This window comes from Marichromatium bheemlicum (genome assembly GCF_012276755.1).
GTDB classification, from domain to species: domain Bacteria; phylum Pseudomonadota; class Gammaproteobacteria; order Chromatiales; family Chromatiaceae; genus Marichromatium; species Marichromatium bheemlicum.
Genome location: NZ_JAAXKX010000003.1, coordinates 144,073 through 169,014, shown reverse-complemented (window position 1 = coordinate 169,014; position 24,942 = coordinate 144,073). Strand labels below are relative to the sequence as shown.

Below are 24,942 nucleotides of genomic sequence, written 5' to 3'. Positions count from 1 at the left end.
AACCCGAACCGTAAGAGAGCCCTGCCCGCACCATGCCCGCCGATATCGTCTCCAATACCCCACCAGGCCCCATCCAGCGCAAGCGCCCACTGCTCGGTGAACAGCTCCTGGCCAGTGGCGCGGTCAACCGCTCGCAGATCGTCTATGCGCTACAGAAGCAACGCGTCAGCGGCGAGCCACTCGGCGCCCTGCTGATCCGGCTCGGGCTGGTCACCGAACAGGAGGTGGCGCGCTGCCTGGCGGTGCAATACGACCTGCCCTACTGCCCGTTCGAGGCATTACCGCCACCGAGCGAGGAGGTCGGGGAGCTGTTCCGCCGCGAACTCTGTCTCAACCACGGCATGTGCCCCATCGACGTGGTCGACGGCGAGCTGCGGGTGGCGATGGGCAACGCCGACCCACAGCGACTGATGGCGCTGATCGACCGGCGCACCGGGATGCGGGTCCGGCTGCTGCAGACCGAGTTCTCCGCCGTCCCCAAGCTCATCGCGCAGCTCGCCGGCGACGAGTCAGCGGCGCTCGAGCGGGCCTTCGTGCAGGAGTACGAGAAGCTCCGGCTCGACCAGCAGAACACCCTCTCGACCGACACCCTGCTCGCGCGCATCCTCCACTATGCCGTGGCCGAACGCGCCACCGACATCCACATCCAGCCCGAGGCCCGTTCGATCCATCTCTCCTTCCGCATCGACGGAGTGCTGCTGCCGGTCTACTGCATGGAGCCGGTGCTGGCGCGGCTGACCGCCGCGATCAAGGTGCGCGCCGGCATGGACATCGCCGACAGCCTCTTGCCGCAGGACGGGCGCTTCACCACCACCGTCAACGACGACACCTACGACGTCCGCGTCTCCACCGTGGTCACCCCGCACGGTGAGAACGTGGTGCTGCGTCTGCTGCCCACCGGGGCCTATATCAGCGGGCTCGACGAACTCGGCTTCCTGCCAGTGCATCTGCCGCTGCTCCAGGACCTCTTCGAACAGCCCCACGGCATCATCCTCATGACCGGCCCCACCGGCTCGGGCAAGACCACCACCCTCTATGCCGGGCTGCGTGGTCAGGGGCTCACGGGCAAGAACATCATCACCGTCGAGGACCCGATCGAGTACTCGCTGCCCTTCGCCACCCAGACCCAGGTCAACCGTCGCGCCGGCTACAGCTTCGACCAGGCCATCACCCATTTCCTGCGCCACGACCCGGACATCATGCTGGTCGGCGAGATTCGCGACAGTGAGACGGCCGAGGCGGCGATGCGCGCGGCCGAGACCGGCCACCTGGTACTCTCGACACTACACGTCAACGGGGTCTTCGCCGTCATCAACCGACTGCGCACCCTCGACATCCCCACCCCCACCATCGCCGAGTCGTTGATCGGGGTCGTCAACCAGCGCCTCGCCCGCCGACTCTGCGAGCACTGTCGTCAACCCGATCTCGGCGACGACTTCGCACGCGACCTGGCCGAGCGCGGCGAGCCGCTGTATCGCGGCGTCGGCTGCCCACAGTGCCGCCACACCGGCTATCACGGCCGGGTGCTGGTCTACGAGCTACTGCTGATCGACGAGGCCCTGGCTCACTGGATCGGCGAGGGCGCACCACGCGGTGGCGCAGAGATGCTCGAGCGCCCCGGACGTTACGTGGCGATGCGCGAGGTCGCGCTGCAGCGACTGACCACCGGCCAGACCAGTCGCGAGGAGCTGCGTCGGCTGTTCGGACCACAGTTTATGGAGACACTGACCCAATCTGGGGATTGAACCGGACCGCTCACGGGTCATCTCACCGTCACCGCCCGGTCACGCGCGACCGGTCGCGTGGGCCAGCATGGAGGCGTACCATCGACCGGGTCGCTTTACCTGACACCATCGATTCAGGACGCTGCCATGTACGCCACTCCACAGACCAGCGACGGCTGGATCACCAAGGTCGTCGAGCGCACCGACGAGGGATTCCTGATCGAGGCGCGCTTTGCGCTCAGTCCCGAGTTCCGCGCCCGGGTCGCCGGGCGTGAGTCCGAGCTGCTGTTCGCCGCGCGCAGCCGACTGGCGCGGTTGGGGATCAACATCGTCCCGGCCGCACCGGCCCCGACCTTCGACCACACCTATTGCGACCTGCGCCTGCACATCGTTGCCGCAATCGCCTCCTATGGCCTCGATGAACACCTCGAACACATCGTCGTCCCCGGGCTGCGGGTCGGACGACTGGTGTTCTGCCCCGAGGACACCCGACTCGATTCGACCGAGATCCATCGCCTGATCCGCGACAACGCCATCCAGGTGCCCGCCGGCTTCTCGATCGACAGCAACGGCTATCTGATCCTGCGCCCACAGCACCAGATCTTCCACTTCGCCCAGCCACTCAGCATCGAGCAGGTCACCGCCATCGCCACCCACGCCGATGGCAAGGACCTCCTCAATCGGCTGCAGATCCGCAAACCAATCGATCACATCGAACTGCCCCCGCACGATGGCCTGGTCACGGCCTGCTCGATGTTCCTGCACCGTCACTACGTGGTGCTGCGCAACCTCGACGAGGCGCTGGGACTGCACCTGCAGGCCACGGTGCTCGACCCGATCTCGACCCGCGGCACCAACATCTATCTCGAGTTCATCAACCGCTCCGATCAGCTCATCATCAATCCCAGCGTCGCCGCCACCGTCCACGAGGCAATCGCACTCGAACCCAAGCGCCGTTACTGGCACGGTGGCCCCAGCCGCCTAGGTAAGGCCGAGCCGCGTCCAGACCCCGAGTTCGACACCCTCAAAACGGTCTTTGAACGCCTCGAGAGCGGCGCCAACCGCGACCACTACTCGCACCGCATGATGGCAATCAGCTATGTCCCCGAGCGGCTGCTCGACGGTGACGGGCCCGAGCACATCTGGACCCAGCCGCAGACCCCACCCGACCCACGCAGCGGTACCGAACTCGCCGCGGGCTTGGTGGCCGAGGGGCTCAAGCTCGACACCCGCGCCGAGTGCGGCACCCGCGTGCTCTCCGAGCTACCCGATGGCGCCCGCGCCACCCTGCTGCTGGGCTACTTCCCCAACCTCATCGAGCACACCGAGATCTGCGCCGCAGCACTCCGCCAACGCATCGGTCGGATCATCTTCCGCCGTGCCTCGTTCGAGCACGGGCACTTTCTTTCGGCTCGCGACCATGGCCGGCTGGCCGATTACGAGGGGCTCGGGGTCGAGGTGTTCTGGTGCAACGACGCTCGTGGACACGTGGTCAAGCACGTCTTCCGTGGGCTGCGCGGCTACTTCACCGCGCCGGAGAACGTCGCGCGCTTCCACGACTCCCTGGTCTTCGCCATCTACGGCTCGACCAAGCCGCTCAATGCCCACGGCGTGAGCCAGGTCGAACGCCTGCTCACCAACCTGCGCGGACTCTTCGGCAACGACATCAGCATCCTCACCGGTGGCGGCCCTGGGGCCATGCAACAGGTCACCGATGTCGCCCACGACATGGGGCTGATGGTCGGCTCGAGCTTCATCGAGACCATCGATCAAAAGCCCAACGACAGCGCTGATTTCTATCAGACCTTCCAGAGCCGCAGTCGGCAATCACGCCAGCGCTGGTTTGAGATCGCCAGCTTCCACATCTTCCTCACCGGTGGCGTCGGCACCCTCGAGGAGATCGGCCTGACCCTCACCGACATGAAGCTCGGGGTGATCGAGTCCGGCCCCCTGGTGTTCTTCGACGGCAGCGGCGATGGCTTTTATTGGGAGGGCCTGCAGACCCAGCTCGCGCACATGGCCGAACAAGGGCGGATGCCGCACTGGCTGCTCGACGACATCCTCATGACCAGCGACCCCGACGCCGTGCCCAGGTTCTACAAGCAGGCGTTGCGGCTGGGTTGAGAAACGGCAGAGATTGCACCGCGAAGATACCGTCTTGCCCACCAATCGCCGATCATGCACACCAGCCTCCCCGACTGGAGGCTGGATGCTGATCGCTGGAAGCTGATTCGAACCGCAAAGACACCAAGGGCGCAAAGGAGAGAAGTGCCCCCAGCGGTCAGCCGCCAGCCCGTAGGTTGGGTTGCCCATACACCACCGATCGACGAATCCTTGGGACTCCAGGACGGGCAACCCAACATCGCCACCAGGCGGCCGTTAGCGGGTTGAACCGCGAAGACGCCAAGGACACAAAGAAAGCGACCAACCGACCAACCTTCAGCAAGCAGCCTCCAGTGTCGGTTTGCGGTCAACTGCGACGACACAAGACAATCCAGCCTCCTCACTGGAGGCTGGCGGCTGGGAGTCCTTTTTCTCTTCGCGCCCTTTGCGGCTTTGCGGTTCAATCTCGGCGGCTGTCGGCCATAGCCCGATCCCCCCGTGACTTCTGTGAACAAAAGCCGCACAATCGAGCGAGGGGCCGACGCCCGACGGGCGTCGGTGGTCAATGTCAGCCGGGGCATCGCCAAGCGCGATGACCACCGCGAGCCAAGGGTCGAGTTGATCCCGAGACATCCGCCGTGCCGACAGTCCTGACCTTCGAACATCCGCTCAACGAACGCGCCCGGACCTTCCTCCGGCTCGAGCACCTATTCGAGCGCTTCGACCACTTCGCCCCCCAGCCCGAGGACTGGGCAACGCGCGCCGCACTCGAGACCCTGATCGAGATCGTCGCCATCACCGCCCGCGCCGATGTCCGCAACGAGTTGCTCAAGGAGCTCGACCGCACCCTCGAGGGCCTGCGCCGCATCGCCTCGCGACCCGGCGTCGACCCCAGTGCGCTACAGCGCGTGGTCAACGATCTGGAACGCGCACATGCCGCCGTGCTCGGCACCGATGGCCCGATCGGTCAGATCGCCCGCGAGGATGGCTTCCTCAAGGCCGTGGCCCAGCGCAACAGCATCCCCGGTGGCAGCTGCAGCTTCGACCTGCCGCAGCTCCATCACTGGCTGCTGCAACCACCGGAGCAGCGCCAGCAACGCCTTGCCCAATGGCTCGTCGACCTGCGCCCGGCCCATCAGGCGATCGCGCTGATCCTCTCGCTGGTGCGTGCCAGCGCTCCAGCACGCCAGATCCTTGCCGAGGGAGGGTTCTACCAGGAGGCACTCGAGACCCAGGCCCCGCCCCAGCTGGTGCGTATCGGCATCGAGGCCAACAGTGGCCTCTATCCCGAGGTCAGCGGCCACAAGAACCGCTTCAGCATTCGCTTCATGGCCATCGAGAGCGAGGATCATCCGGCTCAGACCAGCGACGACATCCCCTTCCGACTGACCTGCTGTATCTTCTGAATCATGCCCATCACCGTCCCCTGCCCGACCTGCTCCACCCCCGTCGAGTGGAGCGAGCAATCGCCCTGGCGTCCCTTCTGCAGCGAGCGCTGCCGCCTCATCGACCTCGGCGAGTGGTTCAACGAGAACCACCGCATCAGCGAACCGACCGACCCCGAGACCCCGCCCCAGCAGACATCGCCGGAACATTGAATCGGCCCAGGCCAGCGGCCAGCGGCCAGCGGCCAGCGGCCAGCGGCCAGCGGCCAGCGGCCAGCGGCCAGCGGCCAGCGGCCAGCGGCCAGCGGCCAGCGGCCAGCGGGATTAAACCGCTAAGACGCCAAGGTCGCAAAGACACTGACCGACCTTCAGCGAGCAGCCTGAAGTCTGGGTTTGCAGTCAACTGCGGCGGCACAAGACGATCCAGCCTCCTCACTGGAGGCTGGCAGCTGGGAGCCCTTCTTCTCTTCGCGCCCTTTGCGGCTTTGCGGTTCAATCGCGCTGGCGGCTGGTCGCTGGAAGCTGACTCGAACCGCGAAGACGCCAAGGATGCAAAGACAGTGAGCGGTCTTCAGCAAGCGGCCTTCAAAGTGGGTTTGCAGTCAACTGCGGCGGCACAAGACGATCCAGCCTCCTCACTGGAGGCTGGCAGCTGGAAGCCCTTCTTCTCTTTGCGCCCTTTGCAGCTTTGCGGTTCAATCCGCTGGCGGCTGGTCGCTGGAAGCTGACTCGAACCGCGAAGACGCCAAGGATGCAAAGACAGTGACCGGTCTTCAGCAAGCGGCCTTCAAAGAGGGTTTGCAGTCAACTGCGGCGGCACAAGACGATCCAGCCTCCTCACTGGAGGCTGGCAGCGGGAAGCCCTTCTTCTCTTCGCGCCCTTTGCGGCTTTGCGGTTCAATCGCGCTGGCCGCTGGTCGCTGGAAGCTGACTCGAACCGCGAAGACGCCAAGGATGCAAAGACAGTGACCGGTCTTCAGCAAGCGGCCTTCAAAGTGGGTTTGCAGTCAACCGCAGCGGCACAAGACGATCCAGCCTCCTCACTGGAGGCTGGCAGCGGGAAGCCCTTCTTCTCTTCGCGCCCTTTGCGGCTTTGCGGTTCAATCCGCTGGCGGCTGGTCGCTGGAAGCTGACTCGAACCGCGAAGACACCAAGGACACGAAGGGTTTTTGGGGCGTGGATGACGGTCGATTCCCGGCCAACAGCGACCCGTCCCGTAGGCCGGGCAAAGCGCAGCGTGCCCGGCGCCTGCGTGCGCTTGAAGCGCGAAGACGCCAAGGTCGCAAAGACACTGACCGACCTTCAGCGAGCAGCCTGAAGTTTGGGTTTGCAGACAACTATGGCGGCACAAGACGATCCAGCCTCCTCACTCGAGGCTGGCAGCTGGAAGCCCTTCTTCTCTTCGCGCCCTTTGCGGCTTTGCGGTTCAATCCGCTGGCGGCTGAAAGCTAGTCGCCGGGCCACAGCCCGCGGATGGCGGCGATGCCCTGGGCGCCGAGGTTCCAGGCGGTGTCGAGGTCGGTGCGGGTCATGCCGCCGAGGGCGTAGACCGGGACATTGGCACTGGCGGTGATGGCAGCGAAACGCGACCAGCCGAGGGCCGGCGCACCGGGATGGGAGGCCGTCTCCTTGACCGGAGAGAGCAGCGCGTAGTCGAGCCCGAGGGTGGCGATACGATCGAGTTCGACGACATCGTGACAAGCGGCGCCGACCAACTCGCCCGGGGCACCGGGACGCGTGCCCAGCCGCGCGAGCAGGCTCGAGCCCAGGTGCAGACCGTGACGCGGCACCCCGGCGACCTCCTCCGGGGCACGATTGAGGAGCAGCTTGGCACCCTGGCGTTCGCAGCGCACGAACGCCTGTTCGGCCAGCGCGCGATAGTCGTCGGCACCGAGCGCGTGCGCACGCAGCTGGACCAGCCGTACGCCATCCTCCAGCGCACGGTCGAGCCGGCGCAGAAACGGCTCGGTGTGCTCGGGGTCGGCCCCGGTGATCAGCATCAGCGGCGGCAGACGCAGCGCGGTGATGATCGGCCGATCGGCGGCGGGGAAGTCGGCGGGATCCATCGCCTCGGGATGGACCCAGTCGAGCGGCTGACCCTCGCGCCCCTCGGGTACGCCAACATAGCGTTCGATCCGGTGGACATCGAGCAACACCCGCCGATCGCCGTAGTGATGGCGCACCCGGATCAGCGGTCGGCTGCACTCGACACGGATACCGAGTTCTTCGTCGAGTTCACGGGCAAGCCCCATGGTCGGCGACTCGTCGGCCTCGAGTTTGCCACCGGGGAACTCCCACAGTCCCCCTTGGTGCACCCCCTCGGGGCGACGACTGATCAGGACCCGGCCGTCGGGGTCGGCGATGGCGCCGACCATGACGTGGATCTCGGTGGGATCGCGCTCAGCTGCGGTACTCGGCGTTGATGCGGACATAGTCGTAGGACAGATCACAGGTGAGCACCTTGGCCTCAGCCTCGCCGCGGCCGAGGTCGACACGGATGAGGATCTCGGACTCGGCCATCACCGCGGCGCCGGCGGCCTCCTCGTAGTCGGCGGCACGCCCGCCGTCGCGCACGATCGCCACATCACCGAGCCAGACCTGCACCCGGTCGATATCGAGCGATTCGACCCCGGCGCGCCCGATCGCAGCGAGGATCCGCCCCCAGTTGGGGTCGGAGGCAAAGAGCGCGGTCTTGACCAGCGGCGAGTGGGCGATGGTGTAACCGACCCGACGCGCCTCGTGCCAGTCGCGCGCGCCCTCGACGGCGATGGTGACCAGCTTGGTGGCACCCTCACCATCCTTGACGATGTCTCGAGCCAGCTCGGTACAGACGGCCTCCAGCGCCTCCTGCAGGGCCACCGCATCGGCACTCTCGGGGTCGCTGACCGTGGCGTTGCCGAGTGCGCCGGTGGCGGCGAGCACGCAGGCGTCATTGGTCGAGGTATCACCGTCGACACTGATCGCGTTGAAGGAACGGTCACTCGCCGTCTGCAGCGCCTGCTGCAACACCTCGGCGGTGACCGCCGCATCGGTGGCCACGAAGGCGAGCATGGTCGCCATGTCCGGACAGATCATCCCCGAACCCTTGGCCATCCCGGTGAGGGTCGCGGTGCGCCCGCCGCACTGGAAGCGGCGCGAGACCAGCTTGGGGAAGGTGTCGGTGGTCATGATCGCGTGCGCGGCCGCGCCCCAGCCATCGGCCGAGAGTCCCGGCAACAACCCCGGCAACGCGGTGCTGAAGCGCTCGACCGGCAGGTGCTCGCCGATCACCCCGGTGGAGAAGGGCAGCACCTGCTCGACGCCACAGCCAGCGAGCCCGGCGAGCGCGCCACAGCTCGCCTGCGCCGCCTCCAGACCGGGTCGACCGGTACCGGCGTTGGCATTACCCGAGTTGATCAGCAGATAGCGTGGCGCCGCGGTCGCAAGGTGGCGACGCGCCAGGGTCACCGGGGCGGCGCAAAAGGCGTTGCGGGTGAACACCGCGGCGCAGGTCGTCCCCTCGGCCAGCTCCATCACCACCAGGTCGTCACGCCCCTGATAGCGGATACCGGCGGCGCCAGCGCCGAGACGGATACCGGGGATCGGGAGGAAATCGATTACATCGGGGCTACTCATCGTCTCAGCTCGCCTTGCCATGACACTGTTTGTACTTCTTGCCCGAACCGCAGGGGCAAGGCTCGTTACGTCCGACCTTGCGGCCATCACGGACATAGGGCGCCTCGGACGGTGTCTGAGGCGCCGCGGCGCCACCGTCCTTGGCCTCCTCGGTCCGTCCCTCGTCGAGTCCGGCGAAGGTCTCGTGCTTGAACTCGAAGTCGGCGCGCGGCGCACGCTCACGCTCGGGCAGATCGGCGGCGGTCTGGACCTGTAGCTTGGCCAGGGTACCGACCACCTCCTGCTTGATCGCCTCGAGCATCGCCGAGAACATCTCGAAGGCCTCGCGCTTGTACTCCTGCTTGGGGTTCTTCTGCGCGTAGCCGCGCAGATGGATGCCCTGGCGCAGATAGTCCATCGCGGCGAGATGCTCCTTCCACAGGGTATCGAGCGTCTGCAGCATCACTGCCTTTTCGAGCTGGCGCATGTTGTCGGCGCCGATGAGCTGCTCCTTCTCGGTGTTGTACCCCTCCAGGGTCGCGGCGATGCGTGCGCGCAGCGTCTCCTCATGGAGCGAGTCGTCCTCCTCGAGCCAGCGCCGGATCGGCCACTCGCCACCGAAGTGCTCGGTCAGGGCCTGCTCGAGACCGGGCAGGTCCCACTGCTCCTCGAAGCTCTCGGGCGGGATGTAGCCGTTGACCAGCTCGGTGAGGACGTCGGCGCGCATCGCAACGACGGTCTCGCTGATGTCGTTGACGTCCATCAGCTCGCGGCGCTGACGATAGATCACCTTGCGCTGGTCGTTGGCGACGTCGTCATACTCGAGCAGCTGCTTGCGGATGTCGAAGTTGCGTCCCTCGACCTTGCGCTGGGCGTTCTCGATCGCGCGCGTCACCCAGGGGTGCTCGATCGCCTCGCCCTTCTGCATGCCAAGACGCTTCATCAGCGCGCCGACCCGCTCGGAGGCGAAGATGCGCATCAGGTTGTCTTCGAGCGAGAGATAGAAGCGGGTCGAGCCCGGATCGCCCTGGCGCCCGGAACGGCCGCGCAGCTGGTTGTCGATCCGCCGCGACTCGTGGCGCTCGGTGCCGATCACGTGCAGACCGCCGGCCTCGCGCACCGTTGCATGGCGCTGCTCCCAGTCGGCGCGCAACGCGGCGACGTCGGCATCGGGACCGGCGGCCTCGAGTTCGGCCTCGAGGTTGCCGCCGAGGACGATGTCGGTGCCTCGACCGGCCATGTTGGTGGCGATGGTCACCGCGCCGGGGCGCCCGGCCTGGGCGATGATGCCCGCCTCGCGCTCGTGCTGCTTGGCGTTGAGCACCTGGTGCTCGAGGCCCTCCTTGGTGAGCAGCCGGTCGACCAGCTCGGAGGTCTCGATCGAGGCGGTACCGACCAGCACCGGCTGGCCACGCTCGACGCAGTCGCGCACATCCTCGATGATCGCCTGGTACTTCTCCTCCTGGGTGAGATAGACCAGGTCACCACGATCGTCGCGCACCATCGGCTTGTTGGTGGGGATCACCACCACCTCGAGCCCGTAGATCTGCTGGAACTCGTAGGCCTCGGTGTCGGCGGTGCCGGTCATACCCGAGAGCTTGGGGTAGAGCCGGAACAGGTTCTGGAAGGTGATCGAGGCCATGGTCTGGTTCTCGGGCTGGATGGCCACGCCCTCCTTCGCCTCGATCGCCTGATGCAGCCCCTCCGACCAGCGCCGCCCCGGCATGGTGCGGCCAGTGAACTCGTCGACGATGACCACCTGACCGTCACGCACGATGTAGTCGACGTTCTTCTGGAACAAGGCATGGGCTCGCAGCGCCGCGTAGACATGGTGCATCAGCGCGATGTTGCCGGGGTCGTAGAGGCTGGCGCCGGCATCGAGCAGCCCGGACTCGACGAGCATCTGCTCGACGCGCTCGTGCCCTTCCTCGCTGAGATAGACCTGGCGCATCTTCTCGTCGACCGAGTAATCACCAGGGCCGAAATCGGGCTGACCGTCCTCGTTGGTGGTCGGCGCCTGACGGGTCAGGCGCGGGATCAGGGTATTGACCTGGTTGTAGAGCTCGGTGTTGCCGTCCGAGGGGCCGGAGATGATCAGCGGGGTACGCGCCTCGTCGATGAGGATCGAGTCGACCTCGTCGACGATGGCGTAGAAGGGGTCGCGCTGGACCCGCTGCTCGGCCGAGAAGGCCATGTTGTCGCGCAGGTAGTCGAAACCGTACTCGTTGTTGGTGCCGTAGGTGATGTCAGCGGCATAGGTCTCGCGCCGGGTGACCGGGCGCAGATGGCGGTAGCCCGTATCACCGGTCGGTACATAGTCCGGATCGAGCAGGTAGGAGGCCGAATCCGGCCCCGTGCCCCCGGAGGAATTGATCACGCCCACCGAGAGCCCGAGGAAGTGATAGAGGCGCCCCATCCAGGCCGCATCGCGACGCGCCAGATAGTCGTTGACGGTCACCACGTGCACACCCTTGGCGGGCAGCGCGTTGAGATAGGCAGCGAGCGTTGCCACCAGGGTCTTGCCCTCACCGGTGCGCATCTCGGCGATCTTGCCGTCGTTGAGCACCATGGCACCGACCATCTGGACGTCGAAGTGGCGCATGCCGAGCACCCGGCGGCCGGCCTCGCGCACCACCGCGAAGGCCTCGGGGAGGAGCGCGTCGAGGGCTTCGCCGCCGGCCAGCCGCTCACGAAACTCGGTCGTCTTGGCCGCGAGCGCCTCGTCCGACAACCGCTCGAGCTCGGGTTCGAGTGCATTGATCTTCGCGACCGATTTCAGCAGCGACTTGACCAGGCGGTCGTTGCGGCTGCCGAAGACCTTCTTGAGCAGTTGAGTGACCATCGAATTGACTGAAACCTATCCTAGGAAAATCGGGGAATTGTACCGGATTTACTTGACCGTTGCGGCCCCACCGGAACGGCGTCAGCCGCCAGCAAGGGCACACCGTTCGAGGTGAGGCGACGCATGACGCACCCGAGCGATGGGGACGGGCAGTGCGCGTCAGCCGCCGCTGCGTCCGGCACCGGCAGCGGCCAGGGTGCGCTTGGGCGTCTTGCCGAGATACCCCATGGGATCGACCGGCTCGCCGTCCTTGAGGACCTCGAAGTGCACGTGCGGGCCGGTGGCCACCCCGGAGGAGCCGACGGTGGCGATCTTCTGGCCCTTGCGCACCAGTTGCCCCTCCTCGACCAGGTTCTTGCTGTTGTGGGCGTAGCGAGTGACCAACCCGTCCACGTGTCGGATATCGACGACCCGGCCATAGCCGTTGCGCCGACCACTGAAGGTCACCACCCCGTCAGCGGCGGCGGCGATCGGAGTCCCGCGCGGGCTGGCGAAATCGACGCCACTGTGGAACAGTCGCACCTTGCGGGTCGGATGCACCCGATAGCCGAAATTAGAGGTGATGTAGCCAGACTTGACCGGCCAGTTGGTCGGCAGCGCCTGGGCCTGGAGACCACGCTCCATCACCACGTCTTCGAGCACCCCGAGCTTGCGCTGACGATCATCGATGAGATTGGCGACACTGCCGAGTTCGCTGACCAACTCCTTGATGGTGTAATCGCGCACCGTGCCCTCGGCAGGTCCCCCCTGTGGTGGCGGGCGGTCGAAGTCGAACTCCTCGGGATCGAGCCCCGACATCTGCACCAGGCGCGCGCCGAGCGCATTGAGCCGCAGCAGTTCGGCCTGCATCTCACCAAGGCGGGCGGCGAGCGCATTGATCTCGGTGGTGGAGGGGGCGGGGGCGATGGCAACGGGTGAGGCGGTGGTCACGGCCGGGGCGGGTGGCGCGGGAGGGGTCAAGGACTGACCGGCCAGGAAGCCGACCCCGCCGGCGGCGAGCGCCGAGCCCCCCAAGGCCAACAGGATCACCATGGTCCGCCCACGCAGGACCTGACTTCGATCGAGATGATGCATCGCTTCTCTCTACGGTTTGGCTCACGCCCGAGGACGCGAGTTTATACTATGCAGATGCGATTTCATCGCATCTGCGCCGGCCCGGTGGCGCCTCGACTCCCGCACTGCGACCAGACGGACGTCCCCGACACGCCTTCATGGACATCTCGGATACCGTCGCTGGCGCACAAACCTGACCAGCAACCCCAGGCCCCACCCGCCATGCCCGATCGTCCCAAGGCCATCCACGACCTGCTCTGGAACAACCCGATGGTGCGAGCCCGACTCGCCCGGCGGCAGCGCGAACTGGCGCTGCTCGAGGCCGCCCGTCAGCGGGTCCCGACCGGGCTGCAGCAGCACTGCATCGATGCCCACCTCGAGGACACCACCCTGGTGCTGGTGCTCGACTCACCGGCCTGGGCGACCCGCGCCCGTTTCCTCGCCCGCGACCTCGGCGCCGCGCTGGCCGCGCCCGATCTCGACACCGTACGCATCCAGACCCGGCCGCCACTACGCCCCAGTACTGACAGCAGCGCACCGCTCCCACCACGGCGGCTGTCGGCCGCGACCGTGGAACACCTGCGCACCGCCGCCGAGCACCTCGACGACCCAGAGCTTGCCGCAACCCTCAGACGTCTCGCGGCACACCACGCCAAGGACGAGCCCACGAGCGACTGAGAGAGACCAACGCAAACGACCGGTCGATGCCGAGGCATCGACCGGTCGTCAAGTCAAGGATTGGATGGGGCGCGGGGCCGAGTGTCATCGAGGCACCCCGCCCGGACCCGGCGGCTCAGATCGCGGCCACCGGTTGACCGTAACCGATGGGTGCACGCTCGCCGTCCTCGAAGCTGACCTCTTCCCAGGCAGCAACATCGGCAACCAGCGCCCGGACCAAGGCGTTGTTGAGCGCGTGGCCGGACTTGTGGCCGCAAAAGGCACCGACCAACGAGTGGCCGAGCAGGTAGAGGTCGCCGATGGCATCGAGCATCTTGTGACGCACGAACTCGTCATCGTAACGCAACCCCTCCTCGTTGAGGACCCGATATTCGTCGACCACCACGGCATTGTCGAGGCTGCCACCGAGGGCGAGGTTGTGCTGCCGCAGCGCCTCAATGTCCTTGAGGAAACCGAAGGTCCGAGCACGACTGACCTCGCGCACGAACGACTGGGTCGAGAGATCGATACTGGCCTGGTTGGCGCGGACCTGGAAGGCCGGGTGATCGAACTCGATGGAGAAGTCGACGCGAAAGCCGTGGTAGGGCGTGAAGCGGGCGAATTTGTCGCCGTCGCGCACCTCGACCGGACGCTTGATGCGGATAAAGCGCTTGGCCTTGGACTGCTCCTCGACCCCGGCCGACTGGATCAGGAAGGCGAAGGGCGCGGCACTGCCATCCATGATCGGCACCTCGGCGGCACCGAGGTCGACATAGGCGTTGTCGATGCCGAAACCGGCAAAGGCGGCCAGCAGGTGCTCGACGGTGGAGACACGCACCTCACCGCTCACCAGGGTCGTCGAGAGCCGGGTGTCACCGACATTAAAGGGGGTTGCCGGGATCTCGACCGGGGTATCGAGATCGACCCGCCGGAACACGATCCCGGTATCCGGGGCGGCCGGACGCAGGGTGAGCGCAACCTTGTCACCGGTGTGGAGCCCCACGCCGGTGGTCTGGATCGCAGTCTTCAAGGTGCGTTGCTTGATCATCGCCCGGGTTACCCCTCGCTATCCACAGCGGCCGACGGCAGTCCCTGCCCGCTGTTCTTCGAGTCCAACGCACGGGACCGGGGGTGGACCGGTCCCGCGCACTCATCCTATGCTCGAGTCATGAGCGCACGTCGGCACGACGTGCAGGTTGCAGGGTAGCTTAGGGTTTTCCCGGACATTTATCAAGTTCGGCACGCAACCAGAGACGACACCCCTGTTTTAAAAGGCCTTTCAGTTACAGGGAAACCCCTGATCAATCGGCCTGTCGGCGCAAGAAGGCGGGGATGTCGAGATAGTCGAGATCGCTGTCGCCGACCGACTCGGACGCCGCCGCCCCACCCTTGCGATAGACCGCCGGGCGGCGATCGAGCTCGCGATAGTCGGGCGAACCCTCGCCGTCACCGCTCACCAGCCGCATCGCCGGCTCCTGCAGCCCCGAACGCCGGGTCTTGGCGCGATGCCCAGCGCCGAGTCCGGTGGCGACCACGGTCACCCGCAGCTCGTCCTCGAGTTCGGGGTCGACCACGGTGCCGACCACCACGGTGGCGTCATCGTCGGCGAACTCGCGCACCGTGCTGCCGACCTCGTCGAACTCACCGATGGTGAGGCTCATCCCGGCGGTGATGTTGACCAGGATACCGCGGGCGCCGGCGAGATCGATGTCCTCGAGCAGCGGGCTGCGAATCGCCGCCTCGGCCGCCTCGCGGGCACGGTTCTCACCTTGGGCTGCGCCGGTACCCATCATCGCCACCCCCATCTCCGACATCACCGTCTTGACGTCGGCGAAGTCGACGTTGATCAGCCCGGGACGGGTGATCAGCTCGGCGATGCCCTGGGTGGCGTTGAGCAGCACGTCGTTGGCGGCCCGGAAGGCATCGAGCAGGCTCATCTCCTTACCCAGTACCGCCAGCAGCTTCTCGTTGGGGATGGTGATCAGCGAATCGACATTGGTCGCCAGCTCGGCGATGCCCTCATCGGCCACGCGCCGACGCTTGCCGCCCTCGAAGGGGAAGGGCTTGGTGACCACGGCGACGGTGAGGATGCCCAGCTCCTTGGCGACCTGGGCGACCACCGGAGCGGCACCGGTACCAGTCCCACCGCCCATGCCGGCGGTGATGAAGACCATGTCAGCACCCTCGAGCGCGTCCTGGATGCGATCGCGATCCTCCATCGCGGCGTTGCGCCCGACCTCGGGGTCAGCACCCGCCCCCAGCCCCTTGGTGATCGCGGCACCGAGCTGCAGGATGGTCTTGACGTTGGAGTTCTTCAACGCCTGAGCGTCGGTGTTGGCGCAGATGAAATCGACGCCCTCGATGGTCGATGCGACCATGTGGTTGACCGCGTTGCCGCCACCACCACCGACGCCGATGACCTTGATGACCGCGTTTTGGCTATGGGTGTCCATCAGTTCGAACATGTGAAAACTCCTCTCTTGTTGCAGTGCGCAAAGACCTGAAACCTCGTCGGCGCCGCTCCAGGCGACACCGCCCCCCGACATCCCCGAGTCGAGGCGACGACCCGAGGCCTGAGACCGCAGGTTGCGGTCCATCCTGACTACGGTGCCGGCTGCGGCACCGCCCTGCGGACATCGCCCCACCGGCAACGCCGGGGTGACGATGTCGTCCCTCTAGAAATTGCCCTGGAACCAGCGCCGCATCCACGACCACATCCCCGGTAGCCCCGGACCCTCGGCAAGCTCCGGCGCCCGCGCGAAGCGGTGCTGGCGCGCATACATCAGCAGCCCCACACCAGTGGCGTAGGCGGGGTTGTCGACCACCTCGGGCATGCCGATGATGTGCTGCGGCATCCCCAGGCGCACGGGCATGTCGAACACCGACTCGGCCAACTCGACCAGCCCCTCCATCTTCGCCCCGCCACCGGTCAACACCACGCCACCGGCGACCATGTCCTCGAGCCCGCTGCGTCGCAGCTCGTTCTGCAGCAGGGTCAGCAACTCCTCGTAGCGCGGCTCGGCGACTTCGGCGAGCATCTGGCGCGAGAGCCGTCGCGGCGGCCGGTCGCCGATGCTCGGCACCTCGATCGCCTCACTGTCGGCGGCGAGTTGGGCGAGCGCGCAGGCGTGTGCGACCTTGATCTGTTCGGCGTGCTGGGTGGGCGTGCGCAGTGCCACAGCGATGTCGTTGGTGACCTGGTCACCGGCGATCGGGATCACCGCGGTATGACGGATGGCGCCATTGGTGAACACTGCCAGGTCGGTGGTACCGGCACCGATGTCGACCAGACAGACGCCGAGTTCCTTCTCGTCCTCACCGAGCACCGAATAGCTCGAACTCAGCTGCGAGAGCACCAGATCGTCGACCTCGAGCCCGCAGCGACGGATACACTTGGTGACGTTCTGGGCCGCACTGGCCGCGCCGGTGACGATATGCACCTTGGCCTCGAGCCGCACCCCACACATGCCGATCGGCTCGCGCACCCCGTCCTGATCGTCGATGACGAATTCCTGCGGCAGGATGTGCAGGATCTTTTGATCGGCCGGGATCGCCACCGCACGCGCCGAGTCGATCACCCGGTCGACGTCGGCCTGGGTGACCTCACCCTCGCTCACCCCAGTGACCCCATCGGAGTTGCGACTCCGGATGTGGCTACCGGCGATCCCGGCATGCACCGAGTGGATCTCGCAGCCGGCCATCAACTCGGCCTCCTCCACCGCGCGCTGGATCGACTGCACCGTCGACTCGATATCGACCACCACCCCGCGCTTGAGCCCGCGCGAGGGGTGCGTGCCGATCCCGATGACCTCGATCTGATCGTCATCCTTGAGTTCGCCGATCAGGGCGGCGACCTTGGAGGTCCCGATATCCAGGCCCACCAAGAGATTCTTGTCGTTACGTCGCGACATCCGCTTCTATCCTCGATTGTCGGGCCACCCTGGGTGGCCCGAGTTCGCGCGAACCTGCGCCTGTGTCTGGTCCGCCCAGCGCACGGCGAACCCATTGCTGTAGCGCAGATCCACGACCAACAGTTGTCCAACCGCCTCGAGCTGTGGGGCGTTGGCGATGAAGCGGGCGAGCCGCTCCTCGACCTGCTCGGAACCGAGCCGCAACTCGGTGCCCATCACCAGCTCGATGCGCCAATCACCGCGCGGGTCGACCGCCAGGGTCTGGATCAGATGACCGGCCAGCATCAGCTGATCGCGCCAGCGCAGATAGCGGCTCGCCAGCTCGGCGGCGCGCGCCTCCTCACCCTCGAGCACCGGCAACCCCGGCGGCAGGGTCGCGGCACGCGGTCGGAACACCACCCCCTCGGCGGTCACCAGACCATCCTCGTTCCAGCGCGCGATCGGGCGATGCTCCTCGACCAGCACCAGGAGCTGATCGGGCCACACCCGGCGCAGGCTGGCATGGCCGACCCAGGCCAGTGACTCGGCCGCGCGCTTGAGCTCGACTAGATCGGCGGTCAGGATGCCGCCGTCGAGCCGCTCGCTCAGGGTCTGGCTGAGCAACGCCGAGGAGTGATGATGCAACTCACCCTCGACCTTGATCACCCGCACCGGCAACAACCCCGGTTCCTCCTGGATGAACTGCCAAATCCCGAGCGGCATCGCCAGCAGCAACGCCACCCCGAGCAGCACACGCCAACGCGAGCGCCCCAGCCGCTGTGACAGCGGGCGCTTCCTGGTGGCCCCACGGCGGCGTCGTTCAGCCACGGCCGAGACTCGTCTCCAGGATGCGCCACACCAACCGCTCGAAGTCCATTCCCGCCGCCCGCGCGGCTATCGGCACCAGGCTGTGATCGGTCATCCCCGGCACCGTGTTGATCTCGAGCAGGAAGGGATTGCCCGCAGCATCGAGCATCAGATCGACCCGCCCCCAGCCGCTCGCCCCGGCCTGCTCGAAGGCGTCGAGCGCGAGCGACTGCAGCGCATGCTCACGCGCCGGCTCCAGCCCGCAGGGGCAGAAGTAACGGGTGGTATCGGCACTGTACTTGGCCTCGTAGTCGTAGAAGACGTTGGGCGTCTCCAACCGGATCAACGGCAACGCCTCCTCGCCGAGGATGGCGCAGGTGTACTCCGGCCCGTCGATCCAGCGTTCGGCCAGCACCAGGGTGTCGAAGGCGCTCGCCTCGCGCCAGGCGGCGGCCAGCCCGGCGGCGTCGACGACCTTGGCCATACCGATGCTCGAGCCCTCGTGCACCGGTTTGATCATCAACGGGAAGCCGAGCGCGGCGGCGGCCGGCAGATCGTCCTCGTCGCGCAGCAGCACCGCCTCGGCGGTGGGCAGACCGCCCCCCGCCCACAGCCGCTTGCAGCGATGCTTGTCCATGCCCAGCGCCGAGCCGAGCACCCCGGAGCCGGTATAGGGCATGCCGATACGCTCGAGCGCCCCCTGGATCTGACCGTCCTCGCCACCACGACCATGGAGCACCACGAAGGCGCGGGCGAAGCCGCCGGCGCGCAGCCGCTCGAGGACATCCGCCTCGGGATCGATCGGTTCGGCGTCGACGCCCTGACGGCGTAGCGCCTCGAGGACCGCTCGCCCACTCTTGAGCGAGATCTCGCGCTCGGCCGCCGCGCCGCCGAGCAGCACCGCGACCCGACCGAACTCGGCCGCATCCTGAACCCGATGCCTGGTCATGACTCCCCCCCGACGACCCGCCGCACCTCGGGCATCAGCCGCACCCCGCTGGCATGCTCGACCGTGGTCTGCACCAGCGTGATCAACTCGGCGATGTCCCGGGCCGTGGCATCGCCCGTATTGATGATGAAATTGGCGTGGCGCTCCGAGACCTGGGCCCCGCCGAGACGCCGGCCCTTGAGCCCGTTGGCCTCGATCAACCGTGCGGCATGATCCCCGGGCGGGTTGCGGAACACCGAGCCGCAGCTCGGCTGACCGATCGGTTGGCTGGCGGCGCGCCGCTCGAGCAGGGCGCGGATGCGCGCCATGGCCGCGGCGCCATCCCCCGGTTCGAGGGCCAGATCGGCGCCGACGAACCACTCACCCAACGGCCCCCGCACCTCGCGATAGCCCGGGGTGAAATCGCTCGCCGGACGCTCGCGAATCCGCCCCCGTCGGTCGATGGTGCGTACCCGTTCGATCCACGGCCAGGTCTCGCCACCCCAGGCGCCGGCGTTCATCGCCAGGGCACCGCCGAGGGTGCCGGGGATGCCGGCGAGGAACTCGACACCCACCAGGTCGGCGCGCGCGGCGACACGGGCGAGCTTGGCGCAGGCCACCCCGGCACCGACCCGCAGGCCGTGCGCGCCGTGACGCACGAGCCCGTCGAGACAGCCCAGGGTGTGGATCACGGTGCCGGGGAAACCGGCGTCGTCGATCAACACATTGCTCCCCAGCCCCAGCCACAGTAGCGGCTCGTCGGGGTCGAGCGCGGCGAGGAAGACGGCGAGATCGTCGAGGTCGGCGGGACGATAGAGCCGGCGCGCCGGACCACCGACCCGCCAGCTGGTATAACGGGCCAGCGGCTCGTGCTCGAGCAGGGTGCCGCGCCAGGGTGTGGTCGCTGTCCCCATCATTGCCCCCGCTCCAGCAGTTGGGGCAATCGCGCCGCCAACCGGCCGATGTCGCCGGCCCCGGCCAGCAGCAGGATATCGCCGTCCTCGAGCAGGTTGGGCAACAGTTCCGGCACTGCATCGGGGCCCTCGACGAACACCGGATCGCACTCGCCACGGGTGCGGATGGCGCGGCTCAGGGCACGCCCATCGGCACCGGGGATCGGCTGCTCCCCGGCCGCGTAGACCTCGCAGAGCACCAGGGTATCGACCCCCGAGAGCACCGCCACGAAGTCGTCGAACTGCTCCTGGGTCCGCGAATAACGGTGCGGCTGGAACACCAGCACCAACCGTCGCCCCGGCCACCCCTCGCGCGCCGCCGCCAGGGTCGCGGCAAGCTCGCGCGGATGATGGCCGTAGTCGTCGACCACCAGTAGATCACGCCCCCAGGCATCGTGCAGTTCGTGAGCGACGAAGCGCCGCCCCACCCCCTCGAAACGCGACAACGCACGTGCGATCGCCCGCTCCTCGACGCCGAGTTCGAGCGCCACGGTAATCGCCGCCAGGGCGTTGAGCACGTTGTGCCGGCCGGGCAGGTTGAGGGTCAGTTCGAGCGGTGCGTCGAGGGCATCGCTCTCGACGCGGAAGCTGGTACGCATGCCGCACTGACGCAGCGCGCTGGCACGCACATCGGCCTCGGGGTGGGTGCCATAGGTCCGCACCGGCCGGGGGATGGTCGAGACCAATCCGTGCACCACCGGGTCGTCGATACAGAGTACCGCCAGCCCATAGAAGGGCAGGTGATGGAGGAACTCGACGAAGGTGCTACGCAACCGCGAGAAGTCGTTGCCATAGGTGTGCATGTGATCGGCATCGATATTGGTGACGATCGACACCATCGGCTGCAGATATAGGAATGAGGCATCGCTCTCGTCGGCCTCGGCCACCAGGTACTTGGTGGTGCCGAGCTTGGCGTTGGCCCCGGCGCTGTTGAGCCGCCCGCCGATGACGAAGGTCGGGTCGAGCCCGCCCTCGGCGAGCACGCTCGCCACCAAGCTGGTGGTGGTGGTCTTGCCATGGGTGCCGGCCACCGCCACGCCATAGTAAAAGCGCATCAGCTCGGCGAGCATCTCGGCGCGCCGGACGATCGGGATGCGCCCGGCACGGGCGGCGCGGATCTCGGGGTTGTCCTCGTCGATCGCCGTCGAGACCACCACTGCGTCGGCATCGACGACCTGCTCGGCGCGGTGCCCGATACAGACCTCGGCGCCGAGCCCGACGAGCCGACGGGTGACCTCGCTCTCGCGCAGGTCCGAACCGCTGACCTCGTAACCGAGGTTGGCCATCAGCTCAGCGATACCGCTCATCCCGGCCCCGCCGATACCGACAAAGTGCAGCCGTCGCACCCGCCCCATGTTGGCCGCGGTATGTGTCAGGTGTGCGTTCATCGCCTCGCCTCCTCAAGACAGCATGCAGCGATCCGTGCCGCCGCATCGGGCCGGGCACGACCACGTGCCGCCTCGGCCATCGTCAGTAACCCGGCACGGTCGCCGAGCAGCTCGGCGAGCAGTTCGGCGAGACGCCCGGCGGTGAGTTCGGGCTGCGCCAGCAAGCGCGCCGCTCCGGCCTCGACCAGATAGCCGGCATTGGCCCGCTGGTGGTCGTCGACGGCATGGGGATAGGGCACCAGCACCGCACCGACCCCGGCGGCGGCCAGCTCCGAGACGGTCAACGCACCGGCACGACAGACCACCAGATCGGCCCAGGCATAGGCCGCAGCCATGTCGTCGATGAAGGGCACCACCTCGGCCTCGACCTCGGCCTCGCGATAGGCCGCGCGCGCCTCGTCCAGGGTGCGCGTACCGGCCTGATGACGCACCACCGGACGCGCCTCGGGAGCGAGTCGGGCGAGCGCCGGAGCGAGCGTGCGATTGAGCGCGAGCGCCCCGAGCGAACCGCCGAGCACCAACAGCCGCACCGCTCCGTCACGGTCACGCCAACGCGCGGCCGGGGCCGGTAAGGCGGCGATCTCGGCGCGTACCGGATTGCCGCTAACCTCGGCACGGCCAACCGGAAAGCTCCCTGGAAAGCCCTCGAAGACCCGACGTGCGATCCGCGACAGCCACTGATTGGTCAGCCCCGGCACCCGATTCTGCTCCTGCACCACCAGCGGGATGCCGAGCACGCGCGCCATCACCCCACCCGGCCCGGAGACGAAACCGCCCATACCGAGCACCAGCGCCGGACGCCGCCGGCGCAGGATGCGTGCGGCCTGCCACGAGGCACGCGCCAACCGCCAGGGGGCGAGCACACGACTGAGCCACCCCTTGCCACGCACCCCTTCGATACCGATCCATTCGATCTCGAAGTCGTGCGCGGGCACCAGCCGCGACTCCATGCCGCGCCGGGTGCCGATCCAGAACACCCGCACGCCCTCGGCGCGCAGCCGCTCGGCCACCGCCAACGCGGGAAACACATGACCGCCGGTGCCTCCGGCCATGACGCCTATGCACGGACCCATTTCAACCCCCGTCTTGGTCCTGCCTCCGACTGCGCCAGACGCACCGTGGCATCGATTCGCAGCAACAGCCCCACCGCCACACAGGCGACGATCAGGCTGTTGCTGCCATAACTGAGAAACGGCAGGGTCAGCCCCTTGGTCGGGAGCAGCCCCACGTTGACCCCGATGTTGACGAACGCCTGCATCCCGATCCACAGCCCGATACCCTGGGCGACATGGGCGGCGAAGGCCTTGCCCACGGCTTGAGCACGGGCGCCGATGGCGAAGGCGCGCCAGGTGACGAAGACGAAGGCGGCCACCAACACCAGGGTACCGAGCAGACCGAACTCCTCGCCGATGACCGAGGCGAGGAAGTCGGTGTGCGCCTCGGGCAGGAAGAACTGTTTCTGGATACCGTTGCCGAGCCCGACCCCGAGCCACTCGCCACGGCCGAAGGCGATCAGCGCCTGACTGAGTTGATAGCCGGTGTTGAAGGGATCCTCGAAGGGGTCGAGGAAGGAGGTGACACGCTGCATCCGATAGGGCGAGACGAACACCAGGGCGACCAGGCCGGCACCGACCACCGCGATCAGCACCACGAAGGGCAGCACACTCACCCCACCGAGGAAGAGCATCCCCATCACCGTGGCGAGCATCACCGCGGTGGTGCCGAAGTCCGGCTGCATCAGGATCAGCGCCCCGGCCACGCCGACCAGGATCATCGGTCGGATGAACCCCGAGAGTCGATTGGCCACGGCGTCGGCGTGACGCACCAGATAGCCGGCGATGTAGACCACCGCGAACAGCTTCATGAACTCTGAAGGCTGGAGGTTGAAGGGGCCGAGCGGGATCCAGCGTGTCGCGCCGTTGACCGAGTGCCCGAGCCCGGGGATTAGCACCACCAGCAGCGCGAAGATGCCGAACAGGAACAACCAGGCCCCATAGCGCTCCCACCACAGCAGCGGTAGTCGATAGGCGAGTACCCCGCCGACCAGGCCAAGCAGCAACGCGATGGTATGACGGATCACGTAATAGAAGGGCGTACCACAACAGCTCTCGGCGATCGACATCGACGCCGAGGCGACCATCACCAGCCCGAAGCCGAGCAGCCCGAGCACGCAGATCAGCAGCGCGTGATCGAACGGCGCCAGGCGCTCGCGCCGACGGCGTGGGTTGCGCACCGGACGGGCCGCGACACTCATGTCGGCAGCCCTCGTACCGCCTCGGCGAAGACCCGGCCACGATGGGCATAGCCCTCGAACATATCGAAGCTCGCACACGCCGGCGAGAGCAGCACCCGATCCCCAGGCTGTGCCAGCGCGGCGGCCTGACGCACCGCCGCGGCCATGTCCTCGGCGTGGCACACCGGCACCACGTCGGCGAGCGCCGCCGCGAGCAGGGGCGCATCACGCCCGATCAACACCACCGCGCGAGCAACACGCGCCACCGCCGGGCGCAGCAAGGCGAAGTCCGCGCCCTTACCGTCGCCACCGGCGATCAGCACCACCCGAGCGGCATCGCCCTCGCCAACCAGCCCGTCGAGCGCGGCCACGGTGGCGCCCGGGTTGGTGCCCTTGGAATCGTCGTACCAGCACACCCCGTCACGCTCGCGCACCAACTCGCAGCGGTGCGCCAGCCCGGGGAAGTTGGTCAGCGCCTTGCAGCAGGCCGCGCGCGGCAGCCCACAGGCCTCGGCCAGCGCCAGCGCGGCGAGCGCGTTGGCGAGGTTGTGGCGTCCAGCCAAGGTAAGGCGCGCGCACTCGAGCAGCGGGGTCTCACCGCGACAGATCCACTCGACCCCCTGATGACGGCGCACCCCGTAGTCGTCCATCCCCGGCTCACCGAGGGTGAAGCCGATCAAGGGGCGCTCGGGTGCGGCGGCGACCATCGCCATCACCTCGGGATCGTCGCGGTTGACCACCGCCACCCGCGCACCGCGATAGATGCGCGCCTTGGCCGCGGCGTAGGCGGCGAGATCCGGATAGCGATCCATGTGATCGGGGGAGAGGTTGAGCACCACCGCGACCTCGGCGGCGAGACTGTGGGTGGTCTCGAGCTGGAAGCTCGAGAGTTCGAGCACATAGAGTTCGGCGCGCGCGTCGAGCAACTCCAGCGCCGGCTCGCCGAGGTTGCCACCGACCGCCGCGCGCCGACCGGCCAGCCGCGCCATCAGCCCGAGCAGCGAGGTCACCGTGCTCTTGCCGTTGGAGCCAGTGATGGCGCAGATCGGCGCGCGCGCGGCGCGGGCGAACAGCTCGATGTCACCGACCACCTCGACCCCACGGGCCATCGCCGCGGCGATCAGCGGCTCGGCGAGCGCCACCCCGGGGCTGACCACCAGCTGCTCGGCAGCCTCGAACACCTCGCGCTCGAAACCGCCGACGAACACCGCCAGCTCGGGCAACGACTCGCGCAACGCATCGAGCCCCGGGGGCTGGGCGCGCGAGTCGGTCACCGCTGTCGGCACACCCTGGGCATGCAGGTAGCGCGCGCAGGACAGCCCGGTCTTGCCGAGGCCGACGACCAGGGTCTTGGGGGCTGGGGAGTGGGTCTGTGCGCGTGTCAT

Annotated in this window: 19 protein-coding genes; 5 read left to right on the top strand and 14 right to left on the bottom strand. The window is 67.4% G+C overall.

Features of this window, described 5'->3' with window-relative positions; all coding sequences use genetic code 11:
- Positions 1-32: 32 nt before the first annotated feature.
- The 4 genes from HF203_RS03980 to yacG all read left to right on the top strand — a co-directional run bounded on the left by HF203_RS03980 (position 33) and on the right by yacG (position 5,425).
- Positions 33-1,745, top strand: coding sequence for a GspE/PulE family protein (locus tag HF203_RS03980; RefSeq protein WP_168666788.1), 1,713 nt, complete (start codon positions 33-35; stop codon positions 1,743-1,745).
- A 126-nt stretch (positions 1,746-1,871) separates the two neighbouring features.
- Positions 1,872-3,848, top strand: a complete 1,977-nt coding sequence (locus HF203_RS03975) for an LOG family protein (RefSeq protein WP_168666786.1) — start codon at positions 1,872-1,874, stop codon at positions 3,846-3,848.
- Positions 3,849-4,465: 617 nt separating this feature from the next.
- Positions 4,466-5,233: a cell division protein ZapD gene (gene zapD / locus HF203_RS03970; RefSeq protein ID WP_168666784.1), complete on the top strand. Its 768-nt coding sequence runs from the start codon at positions 4,466-4,468 to the stop codon at positions 5,231-5,233.
- Positions 5,234-5,236: 3 nt separating this feature from the next.
- Positions 5,237-5,425 carry a DNA gyrase inhibitor YacG gene (gene yacG / locus HF203_RS03965; protein WP_168666782.1) on the top strand — a complete coding sequence of 63 codons (189 nt, stop codon included), beginning with the start codon at positions 5,237-5,239 and terminating at the stop codon, positions 5,423-5,425.
- A 1,235-nt stretch (positions 5,426-6,660) separates the two neighbouring features.
- On the opposite strand, the gene HF203_RS03960 is transcribed toward yacG, so the two are convergent.
- The 4 genes from HF203_RS03960 to HF203_RS03945 all read right to left on the bottom strand — a co-directional run bounded on the left by HF203_RS03960 (position 6,661) and on the right by HF203_RS03945 (position 12,722).
- Positions 6,661-7,644, bottom strand: coding sequence for a Nudix family hydrolase (locus HF203_RS03960; protein WP_425483196.1), 984 nt, complete (start codon positions 7,642-7,644; stop codon positions 6,661-6,663).
- The gene (gene argJ, locus HF203_RS03955; RefSeq protein ID WP_168666780.1) at positions 7,613-8,827 is read right to left on the bottom strand and encodes a bifunctional glutamate N-acetyltransferase/amino-acid acetyltransferase ArgJ; all 1,215 of its coding nucleotides are present in this window, start codon (positions 8,825-8,827) and stop codon (positions 7,613-7,615) included. The genes HF203_RS03960 and argJ overlap by 32 nt, the downstream gene beginning before the upstream one ends.
- 4 nt (positions 8,828-8,831) lie before the next feature.
- Complete coding sequence (gene secA, locus HF203_RS03950; protein WP_168666778.1) at positions 8,832-11,648, bottom strand: preprotein translocase subunit SecA; 2,817 nt, start codon at positions 11,646-11,648, stop codon at positions 8,832-8,834.
- A gap of 159 nt (positions 11,649-11,807) precedes the next feature.
- Complete coding sequence (locus HF203_RS03945; RefSeq protein WP_168666776.1) at positions 11,808-12,722, bottom strand: M23 family metallopeptidase; 915 nt, start codon at positions 12,720-12,722, stop codon at positions 11,808-11,810.
- A 201-nt stretch (positions 12,723-12,923) separates the two neighbouring features.
- On the opposite strand from HF203_RS03945, the gene HF203_RS03940 reads away from it, so the two are divergent.
- Positions 12,924-13,379: a DciA family protein gene (locus tag HF203_RS03940; protein WP_168666774.1), complete on the top strand. Its 456-nt coding sequence runs from the start codon at positions 12,924-12,926 to the stop codon at positions 13,377-13,379.
- Between the two features lie 115 nt (positions 13,380-13,494).
- Here the strand turns inward: HF203_RS03940 and lpxC are convergent, their stop codons facing one another.
- From lpxC to murD, 10 genes are all read right to left on the bottom strand, one after another.
- Positions 13,495-14,406, bottom strand: a complete 912-nt coding sequence (gene lpxC / locus HF203_RS03935) for a UDP-3-O-acyl-N-acetylglucosamine deacetylase (RefSeq protein WP_168666772.1) — start codon at positions 14,404-14,406, stop codon at positions 13,495-13,497.
- Between the two features lie 253 nt (positions 14,407-14,659).
- Positions 14,660-15,823, bottom strand: a complete 1,164-nt coding sequence (gene ftsZ / locus HF203_RS03930) for a cell division protein FtsZ (RefSeq protein WP_168666770.1) — start codon at positions 15,821-15,823, stop codon at positions 14,660-14,662.
- 210 nt (positions 15,824-16,033) lie between these two features.
- A complete protein-coding gene (ftsA, locus tag HF203_RS03925) occupies positions 16,034-17,269 on the bottom strand; it encodes a cell division protein FtsA (RefSeq protein WP_168666768.1) in 1,236 nt (411 codons plus the stop codon).
- A 6-nt stretch (positions 17,270-17,275) separates the two neighbouring features.
- On the bottom strand, positions 17,276-18,076 hold the full coding sequence (locus HF203_RS03920; protein WP_343043878.1) for a cell division protein FtsQ/DivIB: 801 nt from the start codon (positions 18,074-18,076) through the stop codon (positions 17,276-17,278).
- Positions 18,069-19,004: a D-alanine--D-alanine ligase gene (locus HF203_RS03915; protein ID WP_168666766.1), complete on the bottom strand. Its 936-nt coding sequence runs from the start codon at positions 19,002-19,004 to the stop codon at positions 18,069-18,071. The genes HF203_RS03920 and HF203_RS03915 overlap by 8 nt, the downstream gene beginning before the upstream one ends.
- Entirely contained in the window at positions 19,001-19,897 is an 897-nt protein-coding gene (gene murB / locus HF203_RS03910; RefSeq protein ID WP_168666938.1) for a UDP-N-acetylmuramate dehydrogenase, read from the bottom strand. Before murB ends, HF203_RS03915 begins: the two co-directional genes overlap by 4 nt.
- Positions 19,897-21,324, bottom strand: a complete 1,428-nt coding sequence (gene murC / locus HF203_RS03905; RefSeq protein WP_168666764.1) for a UDP-N-acetylmuramate--L-alanine ligase — start codon at positions 21,322-21,324, stop codon at positions 19,897-19,899. Before murC ends, murB begins: the two co-directional genes overlap by 1 nt.
- Positions 21,321-22,397: an undecaprenyldiphospho-muramoylpentapeptide beta-N-acetylglucosaminyltransferase gene (murG, locus tag HF203_RS03900; protein WP_168666763.1), complete on the bottom strand. Its 1,077-nt coding sequence runs from the start codon at positions 22,395-22,397 to the stop codon at positions 21,321-21,323. The genes murC and murG overlap by 4 nt, the downstream gene beginning before the upstream one ends.
- Entirely contained in the window at positions 22,382-23,578 is a 1,197-nt protein-coding gene (ftsW, locus tag HF203_RS03895; RefSeq protein ID WP_168666761.1) for a putative lipid II flippase FtsW, read from the bottom strand. The genes murG and ftsW overlap by 16 nt, the downstream gene beginning before the upstream one ends.
- Entirely contained in the window at positions 23,575-24,942 is a 1,368-nt protein-coding gene (murD, locus tag HF203_RS03890) for a UDP-N-acetylmuramoyl-L-alanine--D-glutamate ligase (protein WP_168666759.1), read from the bottom strand. Before murD ends, ftsW begins: the two co-directional genes overlap by 4 nt.

Bases quoted from the DNA above. Each gene is read 5' to 3' on its own strand.
- HF203_RS03945 (WP_168666776.1), bottom strand. From the start codon at position 12,722: ATGCATCATCTCGATCGAAGTCAGGTCCTGCGTGGGCGGACCATGGTG.
- lpxC (WP_168666772.1), bottom strand. From the start codon at position 14,406: ATGATCAAGCAACGCACCTTGAAGACTGCGATCCAGACCACCGGCGTG.
- argJ (WP_168666780.1), bottom strand. From the start codon at position 8,827: ATGAGTAGCCCCGATGTAATCGATTTCCTCCCGATCCCCGGTATCCGT.
- ftsW (WP_168666761.1), bottom strand. From the start codon at position 23,578: ATGAGTGTCGCGGCCCGTCCGGTGCGCAACCCACGCCGTCGGCGCGAG.
- murD (WP_168666759.1), bottom strand. From the start codon at position 24,942: ATGACACGCGCACAGACCCACTCCCCAGCCCCCAAGACCCTGGTCGTC.
- secA (WP_168666778.1), bottom strand. From the start codon at position 11,648: ATGGTCACTCAACTGCTCAAGAAGGTCTTCGGCAGCCGCAACGACCGC.
- HF203_RS03975 (WP_168666786.1), top strand. From the start codon at position 1,872: ATGTACGCCACTCCACAGACCAGCGACGGCTGGATCACCAAGGTCGTC.
- murG (WP_168666763.1), bottom strand. From the start codon at position 22,397: ATGGGTCCGTGCATAGGCGTCATGGCCGGAGGCACCGGCGGTCATGTG.
- HF203_RS03915 (WP_168666766.1), bottom strand. From the start codon at position 19,004: ATGACCAGGCATCGGGTTCAGGATGCGGCCGAGTTCGGTCGGGTCGCG.
- yacG (WP_168666782.1), top strand. From the start codon at position 5,237: ATGCCCATCACCGTCCCCTGCCCGACCTGCTCCACCCCCGTCGAGTGG.
- ftsA (WP_168666768.1), bottom strand. From the start codon at position 17,269: ATGTCGCGACGTAACGACAAGAATCTCTTGGTGGGCCTGGATATCGGG.
- murC (WP_168666764.1), bottom strand. From the start codon at position 21,324: ATGAACGCACACCTGACACATACCGCGGCCAACATGGGGCGGGTGCGA.
- HF203_RS03980 (WP_168666788.1), top strand. From the start codon at position 33: ATGCCCGCCGATATCGTCTCCAATACCCCACCAGGCCCCATCCAGCGC.
- murB (WP_168666938.1), bottom strand. From the start codon at position 19,897: ATGGGGACAGCGACCACACCCTGGCGCGGCACCCTGCTCGAGCACGAG.
- HF203_RS03940 (WP_168666774.1), top strand. From the start codon at position 12,924: ATGCCCGATCGTCCCAAGGCCATCCACGACCTGCTCTGGAACAACCCG.
- ftsZ (WP_168666770.1), bottom strand. From the start codon at position 15,823: ATGTTCGAACTGATGGACACCCATAGCCAAAACGCGGTCATCAAGGTC.
- HF203_RS03960 (WP_425483196.1), bottom strand. From the start codon at position 7,644: ATGTCCGCATCAACGCCGAGTACCGCAGCTGAGCGCGATCCCACCGAG.